Source organism: Staphylococcus sp. MI 10-1553, from assembly GCF_010365305.1.
GTDB lineage: Bacteria > Bacillota > Bacilli > Staphylococcales > Staphylococcaceae > Staphylococcus.
This window is the reverse complement of record NZ_CP048279.1, coordinates 165,292-190,979: the sequence shown is the minus strand read 5'-3', so window position 1 is coordinate 190,979 and position 25,688 is coordinate 165,292. Positions and strand designations below refer to the sequence as shown.

The 25,688-nt window shown below is 36.7% G+C and carries 24 protein-coding genes; 15 read left to right on the top strand and 9 right to left on the bottom strand.

Annotated features, from left to right (window positions below):
- The first annotated feature begins 298 nt into the window (after positions 1–298).
- From tnpB to GZH82_RS00810, 7 genes are all read left to right on the top strand, one after another.
- A complete protein-coding gene (tnpB, locus tag GZH82_RS00840; RefSeq protein ID WP_162680890.1) occupies positions 299–1,441 on the top strand; it encodes an IS200/IS605 family element RNA-guided endonuclease TnpB in 1,143 nt (380 codons plus the stop codon).
- 268 nt (positions 1,442–1,709) lie between these two features.
- Entirely contained in the window at positions 1,710–2,033 is a 324-nt protein-coding gene (locus GZH82_RS00835) for a magnetosome magnetite crystal formation protein family (protein ID WP_162680889.1), read from the top strand.
- Positions 2,034–2,345: 312 nt separating this feature from the next.
- Positions 2,346–3,545 carry an IS110 family RNA-guided transposase gene (locus GZH82_RS00830; protein ID WP_343236280.1) on the top strand — a complete coding sequence of 400 codons (1,200 nt, stop codon included), beginning with the start codon at positions 2,346–2,348 and terminating at the stop codon, positions 3,543–3,545.
- An 801-nt stretch (positions 3,546–4,346) separates the two neighbouring features.
- Positions 4,347–5,219: an ABC transporter ATP-binding protein gene (locus GZH82_RS00825; RefSeq protein WP_162680887.1), complete on the top strand. Its 873-nt coding sequence runs from the start codon at positions 4,347–4,349 to the stop codon at positions 5,217–5,219.
- Positions 5,216–5,947, top strand: a complete 732-nt coding sequence (locus GZH82_RS00820) for an ABC transporter permease (protein ID WP_162680886.1) — start codon at positions 5,216–5,218, stop codon at positions 5,945–5,947. The genes GZH82_RS00825 and GZH82_RS00820 overlap by 4 nt, the downstream gene beginning before the upstream one ends.
- Entirely contained in the window at positions 5,944–7,041 is a 1,098-nt protein-coding gene (locus GZH82_RS00815) for a sensor histidine kinase (protein WP_162680885.1), read from the top strand. Before GZH82_RS00820 ends, GZH82_RS00815 begins: the two co-directional genes overlap by 4 nt.
- The gene (locus GZH82_RS00810; RefSeq protein ID WP_162680884.1) at positions 7,041–7,643 is read left to right on the top strand and encodes a response regulator transcription factor; all 603 of its coding nucleotides are present in this window, start codon (positions 7,041–7,043) and stop codon (positions 7,641–7,643) included. The genes GZH82_RS00815 and GZH82_RS00810 overlap by 1 nt, the downstream gene beginning before the upstream one ends.
- Before the next feature lie 133 nt (positions 7,644–7,776).
- On the opposite strand, the gene GZH82_RS00805 is transcribed toward GZH82_RS00810, so the two are convergent.
- Positions 7,777–8,643, bottom strand: coding sequence for an alpha/beta hydrolase (locus GZH82_RS00805; RefSeq protein ID WP_162680883.1), 867 nt, complete (start codon positions 8,641–8,643; stop codon positions 7,777–7,779).
- Positions 8,644–8,760: 117 nt separating this feature from the next.
- Positions 8,761–9,240, bottom strand: coding sequence for an arginine repressor (locus GZH82_RS00800; protein WP_162680882.1), 480 nt, complete (start codon positions 9,238–9,240; stop codon positions 8,761–8,763).
- 389 nt (positions 9,241–9,629) lie between these two features.
- On the opposite strand from GZH82_RS00800, the gene arcA reads away from it, so the two are divergent.
- From arcA to GZH82_RS00775, 5 genes are all read left to right on the top strand, one after another.
- Entirely contained in the window at positions 9,630–10,865 is a 1,236-nt protein-coding gene (gene arcA / locus GZH82_RS00795; protein ID WP_162680881.1) for an arginine deiminase, read from the top strand.
- A gap of 37 nt (positions 10,866–10,902) precedes the next feature.
- Positions 10,903–11,910 carry an ornithine carbamoyltransferase gene (argF, locus tag GZH82_RS00790; protein WP_162680880.1) on the top strand — a complete coding sequence of 336 codons (1,008 nt, stop codon included), beginning with the start codon at positions 10,903–10,905 and terminating at the stop codon, positions 11,908–11,910.
- 120 nt (positions 11,911–12,030) lie between these two features.
- A complete protein-coding gene (gene arcD, locus GZH82_RS00785; protein ID WP_162680879.1) occupies positions 12,031–13,461 on the top strand; it encodes an arginine-ornithine antiporter in 1,431 nt (476 codons plus the stop codon).
- A gap of 16 nt (positions 13,462–13,477) precedes the next feature.
- Positions 13,478–14,419: a carbamate kinase gene (arcC, locus tag GZH82_RS00780; protein ID WP_162680878.1), complete on the top strand. Its 942-nt coding sequence runs from the start codon at positions 13,478–13,480 to the stop codon at positions 14,417–14,419.
- Between the two features lie 18 nt (positions 14,420–14,437).
- Positions 14,438–15,151: a Crp/Fnr family transcriptional regulator gene (locus tag GZH82_RS00775; RefSeq protein ID WP_162680877.1), complete on the top strand. Its 714-nt coding sequence runs from the start codon at positions 14,438–14,440 to the stop codon at positions 15,149–15,151.
- 217 nt (positions 15,152–15,368) lie between these two features.
- Here GZH82_RS00775 and GZH82_RS00770 read toward each other — a convergent pair whose 3' ends face one another.
- Genes GZH82_RS00770 through GZH82_RS00755 form a run of 4 tightly spaced genes read right to left on the bottom strand, consistent with a single transcriptional unit; the run spans position 15,369 to position 20,491 of the window.
- Positions 15,369–16,481 (bottom strand): mannitol-1-phosphate 5-dehydrogenase, encoded by a 1,113-nt coding sequence (locus GZH82_RS00770; RefSeq protein WP_162680876.1) that lies wholly within the window; start codon positions 16,479–16,481, stop codon positions 15,369–15,371.
- On the bottom strand, positions 16,481–16,915 hold the full coding sequence (locus GZH82_RS00765; RefSeq protein ID WP_162680875.1) for a PTS mannitol transporter subunit IIA: 435 nt from the start codon (positions 16,913–16,915) through the stop codon (positions 16,481–16,483). The genes GZH82_RS00770 and GZH82_RS00765 overlap by 1 nt, the downstream gene beginning before the upstream one ends.
- A gap of 13 nt (positions 16,916–16,928) precedes the next feature.
- On the bottom strand, positions 16,929–18,953 hold the full coding sequence (locus GZH82_RS00760; RefSeq protein WP_162682964.1) for a BglG family transcription antiterminator: 2,025 nt from the start codon (positions 18,951–18,953) through the stop codon (positions 16,929–16,931).
- A gap of 23 nt (positions 18,954–18,976) precedes the next feature.
- Positions 18,977–20,491 carry a PTS mannitol transporter subunit IIBC gene (locus tag GZH82_RS00755; protein WP_162680874.1) on the bottom strand — a complete coding sequence of 505 codons (1,515 nt, stop codon included), beginning with the start codon at positions 20,489–20,491 and terminating at the stop codon, positions 18,977–18,979.
- Between the two features lie 491 nt (positions 20,492–20,982).
- Between GZH82_RS00755 and GZH82_RS00750 the strand changes: the two genes are divergently transcribed.
- Together GZH82_RS00750 and GZH82_RS13810 are read left to right on the top strand one after the other, a co-directional pair.
- Positions 20,983–21,813 (top strand): B domain-containing protein, encoded by an 831-nt coding sequence (locus GZH82_RS00750; protein ID WP_162680873.1) that lies wholly within the window; start codon positions 20,983–20,985, stop codon positions 21,811–21,813.
- 382 nt (positions 21,814–22,195) lie between these two features.
- Positions 22,196–22,363, top strand: a complete 168-nt coding sequence (locus tag GZH82_RS13810) for a hypothetical protein (RefSeq protein WP_182282097.1) — start codon at positions 22,196–22,198, stop codon at positions 22,361–22,363.
- A 350-nt stretch (positions 22,364–22,713) separates the two neighbouring features.
- Here the strand turns inward: GZH82_RS13810 and GZH82_RS00745 are convergent, their stop codons facing one another.
- Positions 22,714–23,721 (bottom strand): DUF418 domain-containing protein, encoded by a 1,008-nt coding sequence (locus GZH82_RS00745; RefSeq protein WP_162680872.1) that lies wholly within the window; start codon positions 23,719–23,721, stop codon positions 22,714–22,716.
- 236 nt (positions 23,722–23,957) lie between these two features.
- Here GZH82_RS00745 and GZH82_RS00740 point away from each other — a divergent pair, with 236 nt between their 5' ends.
- A complete protein-coding gene (locus GZH82_RS00740) occupies positions 23,958–24,452 on the top strand; it encodes a YagU family protein (protein ID WP_457853069.1) in 495 nt (164 codons plus the stop codon).
- A gap of 72 nt (positions 24,453–24,524) precedes the next feature.
- Here GZH82_RS00740 and GZH82_RS00735 read toward each other — a convergent pair whose 3' ends face one another.
- Positions 24,525–25,289 (bottom strand): hypothetical protein, encoded by a 765-nt coding sequence (locus GZH82_RS00735; protein WP_162680871.1) that lies wholly within the window; start codon positions 25,287–25,289, stop codon positions 24,525–24,527.
- Between the two features lie 3 nt (positions 25,290–25,292).
- Complete coding sequence (locus tag GZH82_RS00730; protein WP_050329702.1) at positions 25,293–25,619, bottom strand: PadR family transcriptional regulator; 327 nt, start codon at positions 25,617–25,619, stop codon at positions 25,293–25,295.
- Positions 25,620–25,688 lie beyond the last annotated feature (69 nt).

The window sequence follows — 25,688 nt, the reverse complement described above, 5'->3', positions numbered from 1 at the left end:
CTAGCTAACAAATAGAGCATAATCCTTTTCAATGATTTCCGCCATGGCAGTAAACGCTTTCAAGTGCATTATTAATTGAAACTTTAAACTGAGAATAAACTCTTCATATCATCACAAATATTTTTTTACATATTTAAAAAACAGCAAACAACTTTGGATGTATTTCAACATAAGAGAAGATTAGAGTTTGAGGAGAAATTTAACTTAATTCAGGCAGAAGTCTCCCATCCTCTATAGGTGGGTGATGAATGCCGTTCGGTATGAGGGTTATAATCATAAATAGAGAGGTGCATAGCTTATGGAACGACTCAAAGCATATAAATTTAGAATCTATCCAACTGAAGAACAAAAAATTTTCTTCGCTAAGTCTTTCGGTTGTGTCCGTAAGGTCTACAATCTAATGCTTGATGAACGAATGAAAGCTTATGAAGAAGCTAAGAATGTTTCTTCTAAAAAAATGAAGTTCCCGACACCAGCTAAATATAAGAATGAATTTCCATTTTTGAAGGAAGTAGATAGCCTTGCCTTGGCTAATGCACAACTCAATTTAGACAAGGCATATAAGAATTTCTTTAGAGATAAATCTGTTGGATTTCCTCGGTTCAAAAGTAAGAAGAATCCCGTTCAAAGCTATACCACTAATAATCAAAATGGCACAATATCCTTGATTGATAATAAATTCATCAAAGTTCCTAAGTTGAAGTCATCAGTTAAAATAAAGCTTCATAGACAACCTAAAGGTATTATCAAATCAGCTACAATATCACGCCGTTCAAGCGGTAAATACTATGTTTCTTTATTGTGCAAAGAAGAAGTTGTCGAGTTTCCTAAAACTAATTCTGCAATTGGAATTGACCTTGGAATCACTCATTTTGCCATTTTTTCTGACGGTCAAAAGATTGATAATAATAAGTTCACTTCGAAAATGGCACAGAAACTAAAACGTGAACAACGTAAGTTGTCGAGACGTGCCCTGTTAGCCAAAAAGAAGGGTATCAATCTCTTTGAAGCCAAAAACTACCAGAAACAAAAACAGAAAGTTGCACGACTACATGAAAAGGTAATGAATCAACGCACTGACTTTCTAAACAAGTTGAGTACAGAGATTATCAAAAATCACGATATTATCTGTATTGAAGACTTAAACACAAAAGGTATGTTGCGAAATCATAAACTGGCTAAAAGCATTTCTGATGTGTCATGGTCTAGCTTTGTGATTAAGCTACAATACAAAGCTGACTGGTATGGACGTGAAATAGTCAAGATTGATAAATGGTTTCCATCAAGTCAAGTCTGTTCAGAGTGCGGACATAATGATGGCAAGAAAAATCTCAAAATTCGAGAATGGTCTTGTCCTATTTGCCATGCTCACCATGACCGAGATATAAACGCGAGCATCAATATTTTGACCGAAGGGCTACGAATGCAAACATTAGCTTAGAAAAGACCGATAACCGTAGGGTCTACGGGGATAGCTTGGTCAATAAGAGAAACCTCTGTTAGTAAAGAAATACACTTACAAGTACGCTCTATTCCCAAGAAGCTCCCACTTCAAGCGTTAAGAACCTTTAGTTTTTAGCTAAGTGGTGAGTAGTTCACTTAGCATGATATTGAGGAAAATAAAAATGATTATATTTTTCTGATTTCTAAAATAATCATTTCAATTCAAAGAAAGTTATGATTATAATGACAAAAAGGAGGCTGACACAATGTCAACTACAACAGAAAAATTATTAGCTTGTCTTTCATATTTCAGCGTATTTTTTGCGCCGGTATTATTTCCACTTATCGTATGGTTGGCCGCGCCACAGCCTGTGTCAACACATGGTAAAAAAGCATTGATGTATCACATTTTGCCAACTGTGTTTTCCATCATCGCTTTCGCTTGTTTCATCGCGATTGTCAATACAAACGGTGCGTTGCTGACAACTTTACTCGTGATTGTCATCATTATTACAATTGTAGGCTCTCTTTATTACTTAGTGTATAACTTGTACTCTGGTATTAAAGTATTAGTTGTCGATCAACTTTAATTGATCTCTACATCCCATTTCTATTTGCGACAATGATTGAGACATGACCTCATTTCAAACATACTAAGATTAGCTGTGAAGAAATTTATGACGATAGATTTCTTCACAGCTATTTTTTATAGTTGTAGAGAGAAGTAGATCGCGCAGTCCCTTGGATCTTTGAATCCGTAATGTAAACTGATCAGCTTTACTCTCCTTTTGAAATTCGATTGAAGTATGTTGGGTTTTAGAAACCGTGTATAGGAAAATGAAATGAAAAAGGCTAAGTAAAGTTAAAATCTTCTCAATTCAATAGAGAAAGGTATGATTTTTATTAACTGTTTTGGTATTGATATCAGTAAGTCAGAAAGTGTGGTCGCACATTATAAGGATGAAGTTTTCGTTAAAGAATTGGTCATTCAAAATAATCAAAATGGCTATCGTTATCTTAAAAATTATATCAAGCATCTTGATTCCCTGTTTATCCTCTTTGAATCAACAGGTGTTTATTCAAGAGGTATGAAACACTTTTGTGAAATTCACAAAATAAATTACTTAGAAATGAACCCCCTAGAAGCCAAGTTTAAAACAAATTCGTTAAGATCATGGAAAACAGATAAGTCAGACGCACATAAACTCGCACTTCTTGCCTTTAGAATGAAAGATTCAAAGGTACAACGTCATCCTGAAGAGATCTACTTTGAACTGAGAGAACGTGCGCGCTTTCACTTAGAAATGGAGATCAACCAAAATTGTCTCAAAGTTGAGTTAGTCGAAACACTACATCAAACATTTCCAGGGTTAGAAAAGTTATTTACTAACAGATATTCAAAAATCGCATTAAATATAGCTAAAGCATTTCCTCATCCTGATTATGTAAGTATTTTGACTCATGATGAATTGGTGGAAAAAGTACTTCATTCAACTGATAAAGGCATTTCAATTAAAAAAGCGCACAAGTATGCCAAAAAATTAATTGAAATAAAGAATAATAGTTTTCCGAATGTGCGCAAGTCTTCTTTCCTCCTACAAAAAGTCCAATACTTATGCGACAAACTGCTTATTGGGATAGAAGAAATGAAAGCATTTAATCAGGAAATGATTGATTTAGCTAAAAATACAACTGAGTTTGAAAATATTATTTCAATTCCTGGCATCGGAGAACTCACAGCTACATTGCTTATTGGGGAACTTGGAGATATTAGAGAATTCAAAACAAATAAACAACTGAATGCATTTGTAGGCATTGATATTAAACGTTACCAATCAGGAACTTCAAAGAGTCGAGATACGATTAATAAAAGAGGAAATAAAAAAGCAAGGCGTTTATTGTATTTAATCACTATGAACATTCTTAGGGGAAGAAATCATTATCAAAGCCATATTGTGGATTATTATTATAAATTAAGAGAGCAGCCTCATGGGAAACCCCACAAGACTGCCGTAATAGCGAGTATCAATCGCTTATTAAAGACCATTCACTACTTGATAGTCAATGATAAATTATATGATTATCAGAAAGCACCACACTAACGAAACCACATAATCATATACATCATAACACCTTATTCAAAAAAGTAAAAATTGGACGGTCTAGTTCAGTAATGTCAATTTCACTTATTGAACCCTTGACAAATCGTAGGAATGGGGCTGGGACATTAAGTTTTCCCAGCCTCAATCCATTCATTCATAGATTTATGATTCATTAATGATTTTAAAGCAGTCCGAAAATGAGGGTGAATGGGATACAAAAAATCGATGCTATTGTTTTCTTGATTTTATCAACTTGCCCTCAGTTTCACTATATTGAATGTAAGATTGCCCAGAAGGCTGACACTCCTAAGGGGAAAGTGAAAATACCACATCACATCTAGTCACTTTGATAGTGGCTCCTGTTTATCGCAGTAGCTGTCTGACTTCTCAATACGGATGCTTTTGAGAAGTCTAGTCAGTCTTGCGGGGGCAGTACTACGAAATCTTTGTTGCACATGAGATTTCTGTATTGCGCCTAAAATCCAATTCGTCTTCCATCTCATGTATGCTTCAATCAAGACGAATTGAGTTGGAGAGTTAGCCCCTAGAAAGGGCAGCCATGAGGGCAATCAAAAACACACACAAATCATAGGGAGAGCAAGTTAAACAAAAATACTACATCAATAGCATCAAAAATTTTTGTGTCCCATCTCCTTTCCTACGATTTGTCCTTATTATTTGAACCTCGCTTTCACTCCAAAATAGTGACAAATGTCATATGAATCTCGTGACAAACTTCACTACTACGCTATCAACTACAGACATACAATAAACATAACCTGACTAAAGGATGTGACTTGTATGATTCGCATAGCCCACTTAACCCAAACATATCACCAAAAACCTGTTGTGAATGACGTTTCTTTTCAAATTCATGCCGGCCAATGTACAGCGCTTATTGGTCCGAATGGCTCTGGAAAAACCACGCTTATTGATATGATCATCGGTGACCGTCATCCTGTACAAGGCACGATTGAAGATCCTGACCATCTTTTAACCTCTGAACGGTTAGGCGTATTGTTTCAACAAAGTCGTTTTCCAGAGCGCATGAAAGTCATTGAACTGTATCACTTGTTTGCACATTGTTATCCATCGCCACTCCCTTTTGAGGAATGGGTAGCCATCACACAGTTTACAGAAAAACAGCTCCAACAATTTGCGACTCAACTTTCAGGGGGACAACAACGCATTCTCGACTTTGCGTTAACACTTGTCGGCCAACCGCAATGTCTTATTTTAGACGAACCGACGAGTGCAATGGATGTCGAAATGCGTCAACACTTTTGGTCTATGATTAGCAAGTTGAAAGCGGATGGACGTACGATTTTGTATACGTCTCATTACATTGAAGAAGTAGAACAAATGGCTGATTGTGTCATTGTCCTTAATCAAGGACGTTTAGTGATGGACGATACACCTCAAAACATTAAACGTGAACAAGGACATTCCATCATCACATTACCGACACCACCAGCCGAAGCAGTCATATCACAATTAACTGATGTCAAAATCATGCCGATTCACGATGGGCAACTTCAAATGGAAACAGCAGATGTGCAACAAACGTTAATCGAGTTACTCGCACTCAATATTCCTTTGCAGCATATCGAAATACATCACCATTCACTGCTCGATATCATATTTAATCAACACAAAGGAGGGGCATCACAATGATTAAGCATTATTTTTTGACAGAACTCCGCCTACTCACACGACACAAAACACGCTTTGTACTTGCCGTTCTACTGCCAGTCGCATTCTATTTAATATTTACATCCATTCTTGACCTACCTCAACCTATCATGGCAAAGTTTAATCAAGAATATATGTACAGTATGACGACATTTAGTTTAATGAGTTTTTGCTTGTTTTCTTTCCCTTTTGACATCATTGACGAACGTAAACGTGGCTGGTATAAGCGACTCATGCGTACGCCACTCACGCCAGCGCACTACATCAGTGTAAAAATGGGTAAAACGATGTGTCAATTTGCGTTGTCGATTGTCATTATTTTTACGGTAGCTGCACAGTTTAAAGGCGTACAAATGCAATGGACGCAATGGGTTGGTTCAGGGGTTTTAATCTGGTGTGGCGCGAGTCTCATGTTGAGTATGGGGGCACTACTTGCACAGGTGAATGATGTCCAAAAAGCGAGTGGTATTGGCAACATTTTGTATTTAGCACTGGCCATTCTCGGTGGTCTGTGGTTTCCAGTGTCACAATTTCCGACCTTGATGCAGCATCTCGCACTGGCAACACCGACCTATCACCTTAAACAGTTGTCCTACGCGGTGAGTTTGCATCAATCTTTTCCACTGACATCTTTAATCGTATTGTTGGTATATAGTATAATTTTCTTAACACTTGCACTCTATATTCGACAAAGAAGTGAAACGATATGATTAAAAAATTAGATTTACATTATCTGAATTTATCCAGTTTACTTTATTTACTCTTTCCGATACTTAACTTATGGAATCCATATCATCTTGGACGTCACGATATTTTAGTCGTCGTGACTTGTCTCTTTGTCATTGTCTATACGGCTCTTGTAGTGGGTCATCCATTACTGTCATACGGTCTGATGTATACGTTACTCGTCTTTCAATATGCGGGTATGATTTATTTCGTATATGCGCTAAATCCTATGACTGCACTGTTTTTGTTTTATAGTGCCTTTGCAATTCCTTACGTCTTTAAAGCAAAGTTATGGTCCAAAGAATATGTCACTTTCATCGCTACGATGGTGCTTTGTATCATTGTGACGCTTATTTATTATCCAGAAATTTACTATATCATCACCTTGTTAATTTTTTTCACTGCCATTCATTTAATGATGTTTGCAAACTTTAAAAAGATTGAGCAAGCACATTATCAACATGAACTCGAAACTAAAAATAAGCAGTTGAACTTTTTAATTGCTGAACAAGAGCGTAACCGAATCGGACAAGATTTGCATGATACGCTCGGACACGTTTTTGCGGCGTTAAGCTTAAAATCCGAGCTTGCACTGAAGTTGATTGATACTGAACCGAACCGTGCAAAAGTTGAAATACAAAGCCTAAACGATATTTCAAAGGAGACACTCAATCAAATACGTGTCATTATTAACGACTTGAAAATCGCGTCCTTTGCGGAAGAAGTCGCATCTGTAGAAGCATTGTTACAAGATGCCAATTTACAATTTCACTTTGAAGGGGCACATGTCGCACACGCGTTGAATCCAGCGAAACAAGCATTACTCGCCATGGTGCTACGTGAAGCGATTAACAATATTATTAAACACGCCGATGCGACAACCGTTCACGCGACTTTATCCGAAACGACAACCGGCTTGCAACTCGACATTCAAGATAATGGTTGCGGCATTCAAGACGAGTCCCCTATACATCTACAAAGCATACAAGCCCGTGTCGATGTATTAAAAGGGCAATTATATGTAGAAAATAATGAGGGACTACACATACAAATTCTAATACCGAGGAGTGGACAATGATGATTCGTATCGTTTTAGCCGAAGATCAAACGATGTTACGTCAAGCAATGATCCAACTGATGCAACTTCACGACGATATTCATGTTGTTGCTGATGTGGGCAATGGACAAGCTGCTTTAGAAACCGTCCAAACAGAGCCTGTCGATGTTGTCATATTAGATGTCGAAATGCCTGGATTGACTGGTCTTGAAGTATTACAACACATTCGTGAACAAGCCATCGACGTGAAGGTCATTATTGTCACTACATTTAAACGTCCAGGATACTTTGAAACAGCGGTGGCACACGATGTCGATGCATATGTATTAAAGGAACGTTCTGTCGATGAGCTCGTTCAGACGATACATCGTGTTATGGCAGGTCAAAAAGAATACAGTGACGCATTAATGACCTCGCTTGTGACAGAGCGCAACCCTCTCACTGATAAAGAACAATGGGTATTGAAAGAAATTGGAAAAGGGCTCACCAGTAAAGAAATTGCACAAACCCTTTATTTATCGGATGGAACAATACGCAATTATACGTCGACTATTATTGACAAACTCCAAGCAGACAACCGCTTCGATGCATGGAAAAAAGCTCATGACAAAGGATGGATATAGCGCGAGAACTGCCTTTTGCGCATACCTTCCATACATCCACATATCCTAAAAAACGACCATGCACAGCTTGATACGCATGCGGTGGTCGTTTCATGTTAATTCAGTTGTCATCGTTTCTAAATGTGTCTCACAGTTATTTGCCCCACAAAAATTGAATCAGTTCACGTGCGACTTTTTCATTATCATGTAATTCACTATGCTGTGCACTTGGACCGACATATTCGGATTCACGATACATCTTCGCACTGTCCCCGAGTAGATACTTTAATGAACGAGAAGACGTATTCGATACACTGCCGTCAGAGTGCGTCCCGTCTTTTAAGTCTCCGTAAATATTCAGTACATCAATATTTTTCCCTTTGTAGACCTCTTTCAATACGCGTAAATCTTGGTATGGCGGGTTCATGCGACTTGGCTTACCCTCCGCATCAAGCGTAATTTCATTCACTTCTTCATTCATATGCAACACACCGTTAAACGTCCCTGCGATATTCACTTGACGTTGCAACTGTGGTAATGCGGTATCTTTACCGTATGTCGCCATATATTGTGCAAAAGTCATATTCGCCATTGAATGTCCGACAAAGTTAAATTTTTTAATATGATACTCTGTTTGCAATGCGACTAATACATTTTTAAACCATTCTGCATTCACATCTGGCTCTTCTTCTTTATTCTCTTTCAATACGACTTGTACGATAGGGTTAATCGTGTCACTATCCAAATGTCCTTTTAATTTCACTTCACCCGCTTCGTCCACGTGCGCGGTAATGACATCTTGCGTGACACCTTGATTTTCCGCTTGTTTTACTAAAAACCGTTCAGAGTTCACAGTCCCGCCGTAACCGTGCAAAAATAACGTGGGTGTTGCGCTATCAATATACTTGACATGTTTTGGATTATTGGCGATAGATGTATTACGGTAAATGCCTAAATACGTTACCCACCCGACAATCAATAGCACCACTATGCCAATACTCCATTTCCAAAACTTTTTCATGGATGTCACCTCTTTATACGCCCTCGATGCAGTCTCATCGATGTTTACTAAATTTACCTGATTCTATTGTAAAATCCATGAAAAGTCAATATTGCACAACTTTTCTATATATTAAGGTTAGTGTTTCGCATGCGACGCTTCATACGTTTGGTTGAACAATTTGTAATGTACAAATTTCGAAAGTTCATTCGAATGCGTAATCACTAAGATGGTATCATTACCGCCTACCGTACCAATCACTTCTTTTAAATTCATTTGATCGATGTAAAAATTCACCGTTTGCGCAAAGCCAGGTGACGTTTTAATAATTAAGTACGTATCTTTAATACTAAGCGAAATAATCTCCTCTTGATACAAATCAATGAGTCTTGCTTTCGCTTCTTTTTGTGCATTTTCGTTATATTGTCTGTAGCATCGTTGTTGGTTTTCTGATGGCATTTTATAAATCTTCAACTCATTTAAATCTCGACTAATCGTGGCAAGACTATATCGGATTCCAAAATGCTGTTCAATATAATCTACAATTTCTGCTTTCGTATGAATATCGTGTTCCTTTACAACCATCGATACTAAGTCTAATCTCTTACTCTTCTTCATACTTTTAAACTCCTTAATCTGATGATAGGTCAGTCAGACAACCATACACATCATTATCATAACAAAATATTTTATTCTCAGATGTGAACTTTTTGGCACCTCTCAAAACCCCCTTTTTCTTGTTCATCAGACGCACCCACCTAGTCGACTGGATATCCATACATCATATTGAATGAAGCACCATCTTTCATTGCGTACTTCGTGTCATATTCAATGATTATTCATCCGTATGAACTATTCTAGTACTCGGCATGCATAATCTATCAATTTTATGTATTGAATAAATCATTTACATGAAGTTTTAGACATATCAATTGAGAAAACATTCACAACTCAATAACTGAAAGCGCTTTATAATCTGGGTGTAATCAATTAAAGGAGGCATAACAATGGAAAAAGGACCCATCCAAGTGAATAGTGAAATTGGCAGATTAAAAACCGTTTTACTCAAGCGACCAGGCAAAGAATTAGAAAATCTTGTGCCTGATCATCTCAGTGGCTTATTATTTGACGATATTCCTTACTTGAAAGTCGCACAAGAAGAACACGACAAGTTTGCCCAAGTTTTAAGAGATGAAGGCGTTGAAGTTGTTTACCTCGAAAAATTAGCCGCAGAAGCGATTGCAGATAAAGCGGTACGTGATCAATTTATTGATGATATTTTATCTGAATCTCAAAAAACAGTACTTGGTCATGAAAAAGAAATTAAAGCACTCTTTGAAACATTAAGTGATCAAGACCTCGTAGATAGAATCATGGCAGGTGTACGTAAAGAAGAAATCCAACTCGAAACCAACCATCTTGTTGAATATATGGATGACAGATATCCATTTTATTTAGACCCTATGCCAAACCTTTATTTCACGAGAGATCCTCAAGCTTCAATCGGACGTGGCGTGACAATTAATCGTATGTATTGGAGAGCACGTCGTAGAGAATCTATCTTTATGACCTACATTCTTAAACATCACCCACGTTTCAAAGATGCAGATGTCCCTGTTTGGTTGGATCGAAATTCACCATTCAATATCGAAGGTGGAGACGAGTTAGTGCTTTCAAAAGAAGTCTTGGCTATTGGTATATCAGAACGGACTTCAGCACAAGCCATCGAACGCTTAGCACGTCAAATTTTGTTTGATGAGCAATCCACTTTTACAAAAGTATTAGCGATTGAAATACCAAATAGTCGAAGTTTCATGCATTTAGACACAGTTTTTACCATGATTGATTATGACAAATTCACAATGCATGCGGCTATCTTTAAAGAAGAAAATCATATGAATATTTTTACAATCGAAAAAGATGAAGTAACAAACGATATTAAAATCTCACATTCAAGCCAACTTAAAGCGACGTTAGAAGATGCTTTACATGTGGATCATATTGAATTTATCCCAACAGGCAACGGCGATGTTATTGATGGTGCACGCGAACAATGGAACGACGGCTCAAACACATTAACCATTCGTCCTGGTGTCGTCGTAACATATGACCGTAACTACGTTTCAAACCAATTGTTAAGAGATAAAGGGGTCAAAGTGATAGAAATTACAGGCAGTGAATTGGTGCGTGGTCGTGGCGGCCCAAGATGTATGAGTCAACCTTTATACAGAGAAGACATATAAATACTTCATCATCTTAAATATAGAAAGGATTTTTAAAATGACAGACATTCAAAAACCATTAAATTTAAAAGGTAGACATTTATTAAAAGAAGATGATTTTACTAAAAAAGAATTTTCAGACTTAATTGATTTTGCGATAACTTTAAAATCTTATAAACAACAAGGCATCCCACACCGCTATTTAGAAGGTAAAAACATTGCTTTATTATTCGAAAAAACATCGACACGAACACGCGCTGCTTTTACAGTGGCTTCTATCGATTTAGGTGCACATCCTGAATTTTTAGGTAAAAACGACATCCAATTAGGCAAAAAAGAATCTGTAGAAGATACAGCAAAAGTATTAGGTCGCATGTTCGACGGTATTGAGTTCCGTGGTTTTTCACAAGATACTGTAGAAGCATTAGCACAACATTCTGGTGTCCCTGTGTGGAACGGACTCACTGACGCTTGGCACCCAACGCAAATGTTAGCGGATTATATGACAATCAAAGAAAACTTTGGTCATTTAGATGGTATTAAACTCACATACGTCGGCGATGGCCGTAACAATGTCGCAAATTCACTGTTAGTGGCTGGACCTATGTTAGGTGTCGACGTGACGATTTGTACACCGAAATCTTTATTCCCTGCGCAAGACTACATTGATATCGCTGAACGTCGTGCTAAACATGACGGCGGTTCAATTAAAATTACTAACAATATTGATGAAGGTGTTAAAGGTGCGGATGTCATTTATACAGACGTATGGGTTTCAATGGGTGAAGAAAGTGAATTTGAATCTCGTATTAAATTATTAAAAGACTATCAAGTGAACAAAGCATTATTTGATAAAACAGGTAAAGACAGCACGATTTTCTTACACTGCTTACCTGCTTTCCACGATACAAATACTGAATATAGTCAAAAAATTAAAGATGAATATGGCTTATCTGAAATGGAAGTGACAGACGAAATCTTTAGAAGTAAACACGCGAAAATCTTTGATCAAGCTGAAAACCGCATGCATACAATTAAAGCTGTAATGGCCGCTACATTAGGTTAATTCAATAGATATGATATGATACAAAAGTCCAGTGATTCTTATCACAATAAAATACTATTAAAATATTTTAAAATAAGTTTTATGCTGGACTTTTTAATCTATCTAAAGGAGACATGACATATGGGTGGAACAGATGAAAACAAATTAAATAAAACCGCCTTAATTGGTTTAGTCATTGGCTCGATGATTGGCGGCGGTGCATTTAACATCATTTCAGATATGGGTAAAGAAGCTGGCGGATTAGCTATCATTATTGGATGGTTGATTACCGCAGTCGGCATGATTTCGCTTGCCTTTGTCTTTCAGAACTTAACCAATGAACGCCAAGATTTAGATGGTGGGATTTACAGTTATGCCCAAGCAGGATTTGGTGACTTTATTGGCTTTTCAAGTGCTTGGGGCTATTGGTTTGCTGCCTTTTTAGGCAATGTGGCTTATGCGACGTTGCTCATGTCAGCAGTAGGTAACTTTTTCCCAATGTTCAAAGGAGGCAATACCCTACCTTCTATTATTATTGCCTCAATCTTATTGTGGGGCGTGCATTATCTTATTTTAAAAGGTGTCGAAACAGCCGCATTGATTAATAGCATTGTGACAATCGCGAAATTGATTCCGATTTTACTTGTACTCGTGTGTATGATTGTCGCTTTTAATTTTGAGACTTTTAAAGCGGGTATGTTTGGCATGACAAGTGGCCCATCACATATGTTCAGTTGGGGGGACACGCTTTCTCAAGTTAAAAGTACAATGCTCGTCACTGTGTGGGTCTTTACTGGTATTGAAGGCGCTGTCGTCTTTTCTGGACGCGCTAAAAATAAAAAAGATGTCGGTTCCGCAACCGTCATTGGTTTAGTTTCTGTATTGGTCATCTATTTCTTAATGACCGTGTTAGCACAAGGCGTCATTCAACAAAATCATATTTCAGAACTCTCTAACCCTTCTATGGCAGCAGTGTTAGAACACATTGTCGGTCATTGGGGATCTGTGCTCGTTAATATTGGTCTCATTATTTCAGTATTAGGCGCGTGGTTAGGTTGGACACTTTTAGCTGGTGAATTACCTTTTATCGTCGCAAAAGATGGCCTATTCCCTAAATGGTTTGCCAAAGAAAATGAAAATAAAGCACCTGTCCATTCATTACTCGTTACTAATATATTAGTTCAAATCTTTTTAATCAGTATGCTTTTCACACAAAGCGCTTATCAATTTGCCTTTTCACTTGCATCAAGTGCCATTCTCATTCCTTACATGTTGAGTGCTTTTTACCAAGTGAAATATACAATTCAAACGAAACATCGTGCAACAACAAAGCAATGGATGATTGGTATCATCGCTTCTGTTTACACAATCTGGCTCGTATACGCAGCGGGATTGGATTACTTCTTATTAACGATGCTGCTTTATATTCCAGGGCTCATTGTTTACATGATTGTACAAAGAAATAATCAAAAGCCATTAAAACGAGTCGATTATTTATTCTTTGTCATTATTATTATTTTAGCCATTATCGGCATCTTGAGATTATTAAGCGGTGCCGTCGATGTATTTTAATGAGGAGTGAAATGATATGCATAAAAAAATTGTAATTGCTCTAGGCGGAAATGCCATCCAAACAACAGATGGATCTGCAGAAACACAAAAACAAGCGATACGTACAACAATGCAAAGACTAAAACCTTTATTTAACACAGATTATGACATAGTTATTTCGCATGGTAATGGGCCTCAAATAGGCAGTCTTTTAATTCAACAAGCGACTGCTGATAGTCCACAAACACCTGCGATGCCACTAGATGCCTGTGGTGCGATGACACAAGGAATGATTGGCTTTTGGATTGAAACGGAAGTCAACCGTGTTTTAGCAGAGGTTAACAGTGATCGGAAAGCGGGTACAGTGATAACACGTGTAGAAATTGACGAAAATGATCCAAGAATGTCAAACCCGACAAAACCGATTGGCCCATTTTATACACAAGCACAGGCCGAACAACAAAAAGCACAATACCCTGATTCCGTTTATAAAGAAGACGCCGGTAGAGGATACCGTAAAGTTGTTCCGTCTCCCCTACCTGTATCCATTTTAGAGCATGAATTAATTAGTACTTTAGTTGAAAATAATAACATTATTGTCGCTTGTGGTGGTGGCGGTGTTCCTGTTGTTAAAAGAGGCGACACTTATGAAGGTGTGGAAGCTGTTATTGATAAAGATTTTGCAAGCGAACGTTTAGCACAACTCATCGATGCCAATACCCTTATGATTTTAACAAACGTTGAAAATGTTTATATTAACTTCAATGAACCTAACCAAGAAAAACTTACTGACATCGATGTCGAAAGTCTGAAACGCTATGCACAAGAAGGTAAATTTGCAGAAGGCTCTATGTTGCCTAAAATTGAGGCGGCTATAGATTTTGTTGAAAACGGAGAAGGGCGTCGTGCGGTCATCACGAACTTAGATAAAGCCTATGAAGCCTTTAAAGGAGAAGTCGGCACACAAATTTATAAGTAGCTATGAGGGGGTGAATTTATGGGGCAAAACCCGTATGATCACTCAACAATTGATAACTCACTCATCAAAAACAATGTGAATACCTATCTCGAGCAGTTTGCTGCCTTTATCAATATACCCACGGTTGCATTACAGCCGTATAAGAATGAATTTATCGTCAGACAATACAATAAAGGCCAAGTGATTTACTATTCTTCTGATGAACTGACACATATCTATTATTTAATCGATGGTTATATATTAAGAGAACATTATAGTGTGAATGGGGATGTCTATCGTGTGTTAAATAAAGGTGAACATTTATACCCGCTTCACAACCTCTTTCAAGATAAAACCACAAATGAAATGTGTACGGCACTCACCGATAGTATTGTCATGGCCGTACCGATTGAACTGATTGAATATATATGTCGAAATCACGATAAAGTGTTTATTCAAATGTATAAATACCTTTGCGAAAATGAAAAACAATTAACAGAATATAACATGGCACTCAGTGCTAAAAGCGCCAAAGCACGTGTGGAGAAAGTACTCATTTATTTATGCCATACGATTGGCGAGGACCATGAAGAGTTTTATGAAATTAAGCAGTTTTTAACGATCCAAATGGTGAGCGATTTAGCTAGTGTTTCCCGAGAAACAACAGGACACATTGTAAACGAACTGAAAGCACAAAACCTCCTTTTAAAAGATCAGAAGAATTGGATGATCAGTAAAGCCATACTTGAATAGTTTGACGAAAGACATACCAAATAACTGAATATATTAACGATGTGCGACTGAGATAAACTGCCTCTTGAAGCAGTATGTGTAAATTACAATTGCCCACGCAACCGGCTTCATAGGGGTTTGTTTATTGCAAAAAGGCCTAGACTTGTACAATCTTCCAAAATGGGATTGCATCTGTCTAGGCCTTTATCGTTAATTGGACTGCTTAACTTAAAACAATCTAATCCACAACTAAATCTCTGTATTGTTGCGCAATTTCTTTCGCAATAGCTTCATTCACTTGTGCATATTCTTTTAAAAATGCCTCCGGTCCATAGTCTTTGATATATTGGTTTTTTTGTAATGTTTCTTTATCGTTATCATCTTCATAAGCCAATAACAATGCTGCAGCACGGACAAGCCCTTTATATTCTAATTGGTTGTCGTGCAAATAGATTAAAGGCTTTATAATTCGGTCCTCAGGTCCAATTTTACGGATTGTACCGCGACCCACGCGTGTGACTTCATCAGAAAGATATGCATTTTTAAAGCGACGAATAATCTTCTCAACGTAATTTTGTTGTTCGGAAGCTTTAAGTGAGAACTTTTCAGTCATATATAAACTTGTTTCAGATAATACCGTTCTAAGTTCAGCTTCAATCGACGGATCATTGATGGCATCTAAAATAGTAGAAAAATGCGCATGTTGTCCTGCATAAGCAATATAAGCGTGACCGGTATTCACAGTCATTAGCTTTCTTTCAATAAATGGGGATAAATCATCTACATAATTGATATGATTTAACTTTTCACCATACCATGCTTGATTTTCAATCACCCATTCATAGAAAGGTTCTACCATAACGTCTAAAATATTTTCATTTTTTTGTAAAGGGACAATTCGATCGACTGCTGAATTAGCAAAATGAATATACTCACCTAAAGGACCTGTATGCGCTAAAATCGCTTTCTTAAGTATATCCGTTGCCATAATCGCATTTTCACACGCAACAATGTTAACATGATTCGTCTTCTCTTTTAAGTACGGCGCGATTGTTTTTGCGATTATAGGCAAAATATTAACCCCTACTGCTGTAGTAATGATATCCGCTTCTAACAACGCTTTCTTCAATTTTTCAGATGGCTCTGAAGAATTGACCGCATCTATATTTTGTACCTTTTCCGTCGTTTTATTTTCATCGGCAATGGTGACATGATATTGTTGTTCTTTCTCTAAAGCGTCGATAATTTCTGTATTGACATCTGCAAACGTGACTTTCACATCGTTATCTGCAAGAATTTTACCAATAAAACCACGTCCGATATTTCCTGCGCCAAAATGTACCGCTCTCATTATACATCTGCCTCCTCAAAAACCGCTTTAATTTCATTAGCTGATTTGGCATTCACAATACGTTCGACATTGGCTTCTTCACTAAATGTAATCGCAATTTTAGATAATAAATCTAAATGTTCACCATCTTTACCTGCAATCCCAACGACGACTTTAACTTCCTCGTCATCCCAATCGACACCGTCTGGGATTTGAAGTAAAGATAAGCCTGAATGTAAGACACTTTCTTTTGCTTCATCTGTGCCATGTGGAATGGCTAAAGCATTTCCCATAAATGTAGACACTACTTTTTCGCGTTCTTTCATTGATTGAATATAATCTTGCGTCACTAATCCATTGTCCACTAGCGCTTGTCCCGCTAATTCAATCGCTTCAGACTGACTCGATACCGCGACATTAATAAAAATATTCTCATTACTAAATAATTCACTCATTTTACGAACACTCCTACATAAAATTATTTTTTATCTTTTCTGAAATTTTAGATTTTAAAATTGTCCTTAATTTTTCTGGTTCTTTCATAAACGTTTCAATATCCTCGAGATGTTCACCCACCTCTTCAATGAATTGACTAACTAACTGCGCCATCTCCTCGTTGTCCGGTATGAACATGCTGATTATATACTTCACTTTGAAATCATCCGCTTGCGTGTTTGACATCTTAATCGGTGTATCTAAAAGGGTGACTAAAATGACCGGTTTCAAGATGATAGAATCCCTCAAATGTGGAATTGCGACAGGATAAGGGGCTAATAGCCATCCCGGATGATTATCTAATTTTTCTTGTAAGTATTGGCTAAATTGATTCACATCTTGAATTGCTTGTTCATTCAATAAATGGTTGGCAATGTACATCGACCAGTGATCGACTTGTCGATGCTCTATTTTCATCGAATCAATCAAATGCACGGCATCACGCATCGTATTGATTAAATTTTCGTTATCTTTCATCAATATTTTTGTATGCGTCTCATGATTCGAATGATGCGTTTCATTTAACTTTAGAAAGTGTGAAACATACGTGATATCAGATTCAGGCAATAATGGATTCACAGTAATAAAAGGTTGTTTGATATCCAAGTTGACTGTTGAAATAATGCCGGCAAAACTTTCTAAATTGAGATGATTCAAATCACTTACCGACGCTTGGGTGATACGATCAATATCTCTGAATGTATTTTTAAGACGTGCTGCTAGTAATCGACTTGTCCCTACACCACTGCTACACACCACCAATAGATTTAAAGGTGCTTTTTTGTGTCTCTTAATGGAGCCGCCAAAGTGCAAAACAATAAATGCAATTTCGCTATCCGGAAATGCCAGTTCGGGCCACACAATTGTTAGCGCCTGCTTAATTTGTTTAAATAATAATGGATACTTGTATTGGATCATTTGGGTGAGCGGATTGTATGTCTCAATGTTGGAACTTAATCGATTAATCGCCGGATGAATATGCAGTTTGAGACCTTCAATCAAATTCGCTCTATCTTCAAAATGCTGCCCAGAGATTTGTTCAACAGCCTCTACAAATTGGATGATGGTTTTTAAATCACTCTGTTCTGCCTTGTCAGCTCTAAAATCTTTCCTTTTAGCCCCTCGCAGATGAATCGTAATAAAGGTAATTTCTGCTTCATTAAATTTCACATCATAAATCTCCTCTAATCGATTTGCTATGTCCCGGGCAATTTCTTGTTCTAAAGTCTCCTTCACGCTGTCATAAATATCATCATTGATCGCGACATACTCATCATTTTTCATACGATGAATCCCTAAAACGATGTGGATGGTTAATGACAAGTAACTGGACTCAGTCAACGAATACGGAAGCCGACCCAAATCATCCATAAGAATTCGCTCTACTTGAAAAATCTGTTCCAAATTAACTAACGATTGTTGTGATTGATGCAATGATTGATATACAAAATGATTTTCAATAACAGAATAAACACTCGTACTATTCAGTTTGTTGACCATTAACTGACTTAAAAATTCACGTTTCTTTGACTCTGGACCCAGTAATTGGATACCTTCACCACGTTTTCGTGATATCGATAATTGATATAAATGGATATCCTGTGATAATTCATCCAATAGCTTAGATAACGTTTGAATCGATACACCAATTTCTTCTGCTAAACTGAATTGTTTAATCGGTGCTTTCGTCTGAATAAGTGCATATAAAATAATCACTTTTTGCTCTTCCAGAGATAAATCCATCGCTGTATTCTCAGACACATCTTTAAAAAGACGTTTCATGTCATATTCATGGCCCATAATACGAATTCCTTGTTTAGACACACGTTCTAATACAACGGCAAATGTTTCTAAATAAGATTCAACGTGTTTTAATTCTCTATGAATCGTACGAGAGGATACTCCGAGTTGCTGCGCGATATCATAAATTCGAATGTAAGTTTTACGATATTTAATTAGAATTTCAATGATACGTTTCTCTCGAGAGCTCAAAAACATTGTCATGATCCCCCTCTTGGTCGTTATTCATCTTTCTTCAAATTAGTCAGTAACTCCTCATATCTTGGTGAATTCAAAAAGTTATCCACTGAAATATGAATGGCTGTCGGTACTTGCTTAATTGCTCTATCGGTCAATGTTTTCTGAGTAATGATTAGTTGGGCATCTTTTGGCAATTGGTTAATAGCGGTATTTGTGACCTGAATATCTGTAAGCCCCGCTTTTTTGAACTTATTTCGTAACATGCTTGCGCCCATTGCGCTTGATCCCATTCCAGCATCACAAGCAAAAATAATATGATGGATATCACGATAGTCATGAGCGGAAACTTGTTCTGTATTGTATTGATGAAGCAAGTCTTCTTCAGCTTTGACTTCATCCACCTTTTTGTTAGCTTCTACAGTTGTTTTACTTTCAGAGTCAGTCAATTTCGAAGCAACTTGTGATTTTTTACCTTTCGTCGCTTCCATTTGTGCTGTAGCTTCTTCAATATCTTGTTGCGTATCTTTCGTAAATTTTAAAATGAATGCAGATACAATAAATGAAACGGCCGCAGCTAGCAATACACCGAGTAACATGTGTAAAAACTCGCCTCTTGGTGCGTTGATACAATAGACGATAAATGACCCTGGAGAAGCTGGACTTTTAAATCCAAAGCCTGTTGCTTGATAAGTTGCCACACCCGTTACTCCGCCCAAAATAACGGATAAAAACAACATCGGTCTCATTAAAACGTAAGGGAAGTAAATCTCATGAATCCCTCCTAAAAAGTGAATGATCCCTGCACCATAAGACGTTGCTTTCGCTGTGCCTTTTCCAAAAATCATATATGCCACGAGCACACCTAAACCAGGCCCTGGATTAGACTCAATCGTATATAAAACGGACTGTCCTAACGACGATGCTTGATCAGCGCCTAACGGTGTGAAAACACCGTGGTTAATGGCATTATTTAAAAACACAATTTTCGCAGGCTCTACAATAATGCTCACAATTGGAAGTAAGTGCGCATGCACTAATCCTTCAACAGCAACGGATAAAATGTGCATCACAAACTTCATGACTGGTGCTAATATTTCAAAACCTAAAATCGTCATAATAAAGCCCAAAATACCAGCAGAAAAATTATTGAATAACATTTCAAAACCTTGAGGCGTACGTGGTTGGATCCATTCATCTACCTTTTTCATGAGCCAACCGACTAACGGTCCCATAATCATGGCACCTAACAGCATTGGCGTTTGAGGCAATGCAACAATCACCCCCATAGTAGAAGTCGCTGCTATAATTCCTCCACGTATCCCATGAATCAAACGACCTCCACTAAATGCAATTAATAATGGAATGAGATATTTAATCATAGGAACAGCGAGCTGTGCTAAATCTTTATTAGGGATCCAACCATTATCGATGAAAATGGCAGCGATAAATCCCCAGGCAATAAAAGCACCAATGTTTGGCATGATCATACTACTGAGGAATGAACCGAAAGCTTGTACTTTGCGTCCTATTCCTTTCTTTTCTTCAGTTTTTGACATAAATACACCCCTTCTTTAATTCAATTTATATAAATTGTAAGGGCTTTTATAATAGGGGCTCAATATAAAGAAATAGTGAGTTTGTCACAACCTTTTTGACATCATTCACTTTGTTAAATTCACGTATAAAAAAGAGATTATGGAAGAAATGTTTAAAAAAAGGGAGCATAAATTTTTAGAAAAGGTACATATTTTTTATAGAAAGAGGAAATATATCACTATTTTTCAAAAAAGCATATTGTGATATCACTGAAGGAAGTCTAATTTGAATAAAAACGTATAAATGCAGTATACTCTATCATTTACATAATAAAATCAGCCATTTACAACCTGCTTCTAAATCTCTTGACAAAGAATTAAAGCACCGCATAGACATATACAAAAGTCTAAATGGCGCTCTTTTTTTGTACTTTTTTTAATTCAAAATTTATGCAATAAGCATTCATTTTATTCACAAAAATTTTTACATAACATGAACGAATAGGAAAAATTTGAACGTATTTCTTCATTCTATCGGTGTCGGATCTTGCTTAATCGCGAGTTCTTTATTAGTAAGCTCTCCTACATTTGCAGAAGAAAACAACAATGCGAATGCTACAAACACTGCTGAGGCTCAACAAAATGCTTTCGCTGAAGTATTGAATTTGCCTAATTTAAACGAGGATCAACGCAATGGTTTCATTCAAAGCCTTAAAGACGATCCTAGCGCAAGCAAAGACGTTCTTGCTGAAGCTCAAAAATTAAACGATAGCCAAGCACCTAAAAAAGACGATGGTACAACACACCCATCTGATAACAACAATGATAACCAAGCTGGACAAAACGACAACAAAGGCGATCAAGACAACAAAGGTGACCAAGGCAACAAAGCTGAAGATAAAGGCGGTAAAGCCGATCAAGATCATAAAGCTGACCAAGCTGGTAAAAAAGACAACAAAGACATGGGCGCAGCTAAAGAACAATCTGGTAACAACGGTATGAACAATTCTGGTAACAAAGCAATGCCAAAAGCTTCAACTCACGTTGTTAAACCTGGTGAAACTTTAAACGAAATCGCTAAAGCAAACAACACAACTGCTGACCAAATTGCTAAAGATAATCACTTAGCAGACAAAAATGTCATCATGCCTGGTCAAGAACTTGTGATCAACAAACCAGCAATGATGAACGAAAACAAAGATGCGAAAGCAAACAATGAAATGAAAGCTTTACCTGAAACAGGTAGCGAAAGCGATGCTGCATTATTCGGTACAACACTTGCAGGTGGATTAAGCTTAGCATTCGGTTCATTATTATTAGGCCGTAGCAGAAAATCAAACTAAGTTTCAATATTTTCCAATATTACACATCAAGAGAGAGACAACCTAGAAAATAAATAAACGGGATTAAAAAACTGTGTAGTCGTGTTTAAAAGCGCGACTGCACAGTTTATTTTTTGATATGTAAGTGTGCCTAATGGACTTAACTCGTTTATTACGACGAAAAATAGACCTGTAAAGCAATAATTATTATGATAAAATTTATTGATATTGAGAAGAACCTTTACTAAACTTGTAGACGAATGTCGGTATAGCGTGTGCTATTAAACTGACCGTTCCACAAGTTTTGGGATTGTTAATATAGAGGCTTAACGTCAATACAGCAAGTGGAATCAGACAATGCTGTTTACTAACCTCTTTTGAGTAGATAGGAGTTTTTAAATTTATGAAATTAGAACAATGGATAATTTCTTTAATAACTGGGATATTAATTTTTTTAATCGGTCTTTTTATAGGACATATGACCTTCTTACCGGCTTTATTTAATGGATTCATTGGATTTTTAGGAGTCGCAATTGTTTCAGCTCGTAGTACAAAAAAACGGAAAAAGTAAGGCGCGGTTTGAGGTTTTGAAACGATTATAAACAAGTTGCTTCTTGTTTTGATAATAAGTGTAACTATTTCGATTTTGAACCGTTCCTCTTAAAGTATTGATAAGTCCACGTAGAGCATAAAAAAATCAGACTCACCAAAGATTACAGGCTGTCGGCTGTCCTCTCGGAAAAGAAGTCATACCCTCCGAAGTTCTATCATAAAAAAGAAGCGCTAAGATGATTTTCAATTAAACATCATCTTAGCGCATTTATTTTGAGAGTTATATTCCAGACTCAATTGTGTATCGTACCAAAAATCACAACGATTTCTGTACCCGTTTTTTAATACTCACGTTCAAATACATCGATATTAACTTCTTTTGATTTTAAAGACTTGTAAATAAGTCCCCATTCTCCAAATATATTCAATCGGTCCGTATCTAAATACGCGTAGCCAAATCATTGAAAAGACCATTTGTACAGCTAAAATCGCGACACAGACTAACCCTGTTTGTGCAAAGGTTAATGTAACAAATTTGCCGACAATAATAATTAAAAATGTATTCAATAAATAATTCGTTAAAGCCATTTGACCGTAGTATTTGAGTGGGCGTAATAATTTTTTCACACCATCAAATTTTAATAAGTAGACAAACAATAATACATAGAATAGAGAAATAAAAGGCGCCGTGTAAACAATGAGATTCGAAAATGTCTCATACATCTTAACATAGGTCTCATTTGATAATGTCGATTCCACCAAATCATATGATGGCGCGACATAATAAAGATGTAAAACAACCATAGAAATAATAAAACCTATTGTAGATAACAATAATGAAATACGCAGTGCCCTCGCATGATGGTAGATCGTCTTATGAAGGTCATATTGCCCAATCGTATAGCCCAGTATAAATAGTCCCGGTATAAAAGTGATTTTGTTACCGCTGAGAACGCCTAACGCCAATAAAATCAATCCAAGGACGAGATTGATACGCTTATCTACAAATGTAAAAAGTAAAAGGGGTAAACCAACAATCGCGTAGAAAAACAATGCTTCTCCGGGTTGGAATATTTGATGTATCAAACCCAATAGTAATAGGATTAGGATTCTTCTTAAGTAAAGAAAGTACGGATTAACGTCTTTTTGTTTCGCATTGTGAAAAAAGATGTAGAAGCCGATACCAAATAATAATGAAAAGATTGAAAAGAATTTCGCTTCAACCAAAATATTTAAATATTTCATATATACAATGTCGACATTCCCTGTATGTTCAGTCACATGTATAATCGAAATAATGTTCGCAAAAATAATACCAAGTAACGCAAATCCTCTTAAATAATCTAAAACTTCAATTCTCTTTTTTGTAGGTTCCATAAAATGCTCCTTTATCAAATGTCCTGTCTCATAATATAGGTTTAAGTAGAAGCTATCATGAGACTTAGGAAGTATTTTACGAGTAAATGTAAAATGAATCCGCCTATTGTATAAACCGTCCCACAATATACCTGTTTCTGTTATTAAATAGACAAATATTTTTATTCAAAATGAATTGAGAACATTTTCACATAGTAATATACTAATTATAGATAAATAAACAGGAGGTCCTTAAGTTGACTCAAAGACAAATCGGTCTGTTATTTTATACTGGCATTATCGGCGGGCTGCTTTCCGGTATTGTAAAATTAGGTTGGGAAGTCATGTTTCCACCACGAACACCTGAAAGAAATGCGACGAATCCCCCTCAACAACTCTTACAACAATTAGGATTCAGTCACGATTTCACACATCAAACATATACATTCTCCGGCATGTCATTACCTTGGGTGAGCTTTATCGTTCACTTTAGTTTCTCCATTGTCATTGCCATTATTTATTGTTTGTTAGTTAAAAGGTACGCGTATATGGCAATGGGACAAGGGGCTGTCTTTGGTATTGTGATTTGGGGGTTATTCCACTTGATCATTATGCCGATTATGCATACCGTTCCTGCGCCTTGGGATCAACCCTTCCAAGAGCATCTTTCTGAATTATTCGGTCATATCGTTTGGATGATGACCATCGATCTCGTACGACAACTTTTTGTCTATCGCTATCAATTAGATTAAAATTAAAACCGCTCAATTGTGATAAGTGCACATCACACGAGCGGTTTTTTGAGTTCTACAATCTAACAATATTTAATTTTTACTCTTTGAATCTTTACGAAATTGATAAAAGGTATAGACGATAAAAGCAATATTGAAGACAATAATTAAAGATAACGAAATAATGAGATAATACGTTCGTGATCCATTTTGTGTCATGACTAGAGCAATCATATTAGGTAGACAAACTAAAAATAAAATGAGTGCATAGATTTTTTGTTTTAATATATAACAAATCATCGTAACCAGCATGAGCAAGACAATACCTACAATATTACTTTCCTGTTGATTCAAAGTAACAATCTTATACAATGGAAAATGATGTGCTAAAAATGTGCTCAATACGATTAAACCAAATAGCAGAATGCCTCCCATCGCTCCAAAAATGTATGTTTTTTTACTGTCACCAAATGTCAATATCAACTTCCGTATCATATATAGACCAAGTATGACAGTGATTAAAAGAGTAAAAATCGCATTTAAAATGGTACTTGCTGTTAAAGTATAAGACTGTGCAAATAAATCGGGTACTGTAAACAGTGCGAATAGAAATAAGACATAAAAGGTAATATATTTAGTCAAAAGATTGATAAAAGGCAAATGCTTTGAAAACTGGTCAGCATAGGCTTTAATCGGCGTATCAATAATTGCATGGACGTTTTCACCTTGTTGTTCAGCAGTCTCTAAATGATCTCTTAATTCTGCTTCAATTTCTTCAATATCTTCTTCCTTTTTACCTCTAAACAAAAGCTCAACTCTTAGTTTAACTAAAAAATCTTCTGACTGTTTGCTCAACATTTCTTACACCCTTCCAAAAAGATGATTCATACCTGTATTCAAATCACGCCACTTTGCTTTGAATTGTTCAAGCTCTTTTTCTCCACTTTCCGATATCGTATAATACTTCCGTTTCGGTCCACCATTATCTGATTTTCGTGTCGTCGTATGGACATATCCCTTTTTGCTAAGTCGTAATAAGACTGGGTATATACTGCCATCACTAATTTCAGGAAACTGGTTTGCCTTCAACTTTTCTAAAATCTCATAACCATAAGTTTCACCTTGCGCAATTAAACCGAGTATCGCGCCATCTAAAAGCCCCTTCATCATTTGATTCGATACTGACATGTCCATCACCTATTCCAACTATCTTATAATATAAGATAGTTGATTTCTAGAAACCCGTCAACCCTTTTA

Bases quoted from the DNA above. Each gene is read 5' to 3' on its own strand.
- GZH82_RS00825 (WP_162680887.1), top strand. From the start codon at position 4,347: ATGATTCGCATAGCCCACTTAACCCAAACATATCACCAAAAACCTGTT.
- GZH82_RS00810 (WP_162680884.1), top strand. From the start codon at position 7,041: ATGATTCGTATCGTTTTAGCCGAAGATCAAACGATGTTACGTCAAGCA.
- GZH82_RS13810 (WP_182282097.1), top strand. From the start codon at position 22,196: ATGAAATTAGAACAATGGATAATTTCTTTAATAACTGGGATATTAATT.
- arcA (WP_162680881.1), top strand. From the start codon at position 9,630: ATGGAAAAAGGACCCATCCAAGTGAATAGTGAAATTGGCAGATTAAAA.
- arcD (WP_162680879.1), top strand. From the start codon at position 12,031: ATGGGTGGAACAGATGAAAACAAATTAAATAAAACCGCCTTAATTGGT.
- GZH82_RS00775 (WP_162680877.1), top strand. From the start codon at position 14,438: ATGGGGCAAAACCCGTATGATCACTCAACAATTGATAACTCACTCATC.
- GZH82_RS00730 (WP_050329702.1), bottom strand. From the start codon at position 25,619: ATGTCAGTATCGAATCAAATGATGAAGGGGCTTTTAGATGGCGCGATA.
- GZH82_RS00765 (WP_162680875.1), bottom strand. From the start codon at position 16,915: ATGAGTGAATTATTTAGTAATGAGAATATTTTTATTAATGTCGCGGTA.
- GZH82_RS00835 (WP_162680889.1), top strand. From the start codon at position 1,710: ATGTCAACTACAACAGAAAAATTATTAGCTTGTCTTTCATATTTCAGC.
- GZH82_RS00770 (WP_162680876.1), bottom strand. From the start codon at position 16,481: ATGAGAGCGGTACATTTTGGCGCAGGAAATATCGGACGTGGTTTTATT.
- argF (WP_162680880.1), top strand. From the start codon at position 10,903: ATGACAGACATTCAAAAACCATTAAATTTAAAAGGTAGACATTTATTA.
- GZH82_RS00815 (WP_162680885.1), top strand. From the start codon at position 5,944: ATGATTAAAAAATTAGATTTACATTATCTGAATTTATCCAGTTTACTT.
- GZH82_RS00820 (WP_162680886.1), top strand. From the start codon at position 5,216: ATGATTAAGCATTATTTTTTGACAGAACTCCGCCTACTCACACGACAC.
- GZH82_RS00735 (WP_162680871.1), bottom strand. From the start codon at position 25,289: ATGTTGAGCAAACAGTCAGAAGATTTTTTAGTTAAACTAAGAGTTGAG.
- GZH82_RS00800 (WP_162680882.1), bottom strand. From the start codon at position 9,240: ATGAAGAAGAGTAAGAGATTAGACTTAGTATCGATGGTTGTAAAGGAA.
- GZH82_RS00755 (WP_162680874.1), bottom strand. From the start codon at position 20,491: ATGTCAAAAACTGAAGAAAAGAAAGGAATAGGACGCAAAGTACAAGCT.
- arcC (WP_162680878.1), top strand. From the start codon at position 13,478: ATGCATAAAAAAATTGTAATTGCTCTAGGCGGAAATGCCATCCAAACA.
- tnpB (WP_162680890.1), top strand. From the start codon at position 299: ATGGAACGACTCAAAGCATATAAATTTAGAATCTATCCAACTGAAGAA.
- GZH82_RS00760 (WP_162682964.1), bottom strand. From the start codon at position 18,953: ATGTTTTTGAGCTCTCGAGAGAAACGTATCATTGAAATTCTAATTAAA.
- GZH82_RS00805 (WP_162680883.1), bottom strand. From the start codon at position 8,643: ATGAAAAAGTTTTGGAAATGGAGTATTGGCATAGTGGTGCTATTGATT.
- GZH82_RS00745 (WP_162680872.1), bottom strand. From the start codon at position 23,721: ATGGAACCTACAAAAAAGAGAATTGAAGTTTTAGATTATTTAAGAGGA.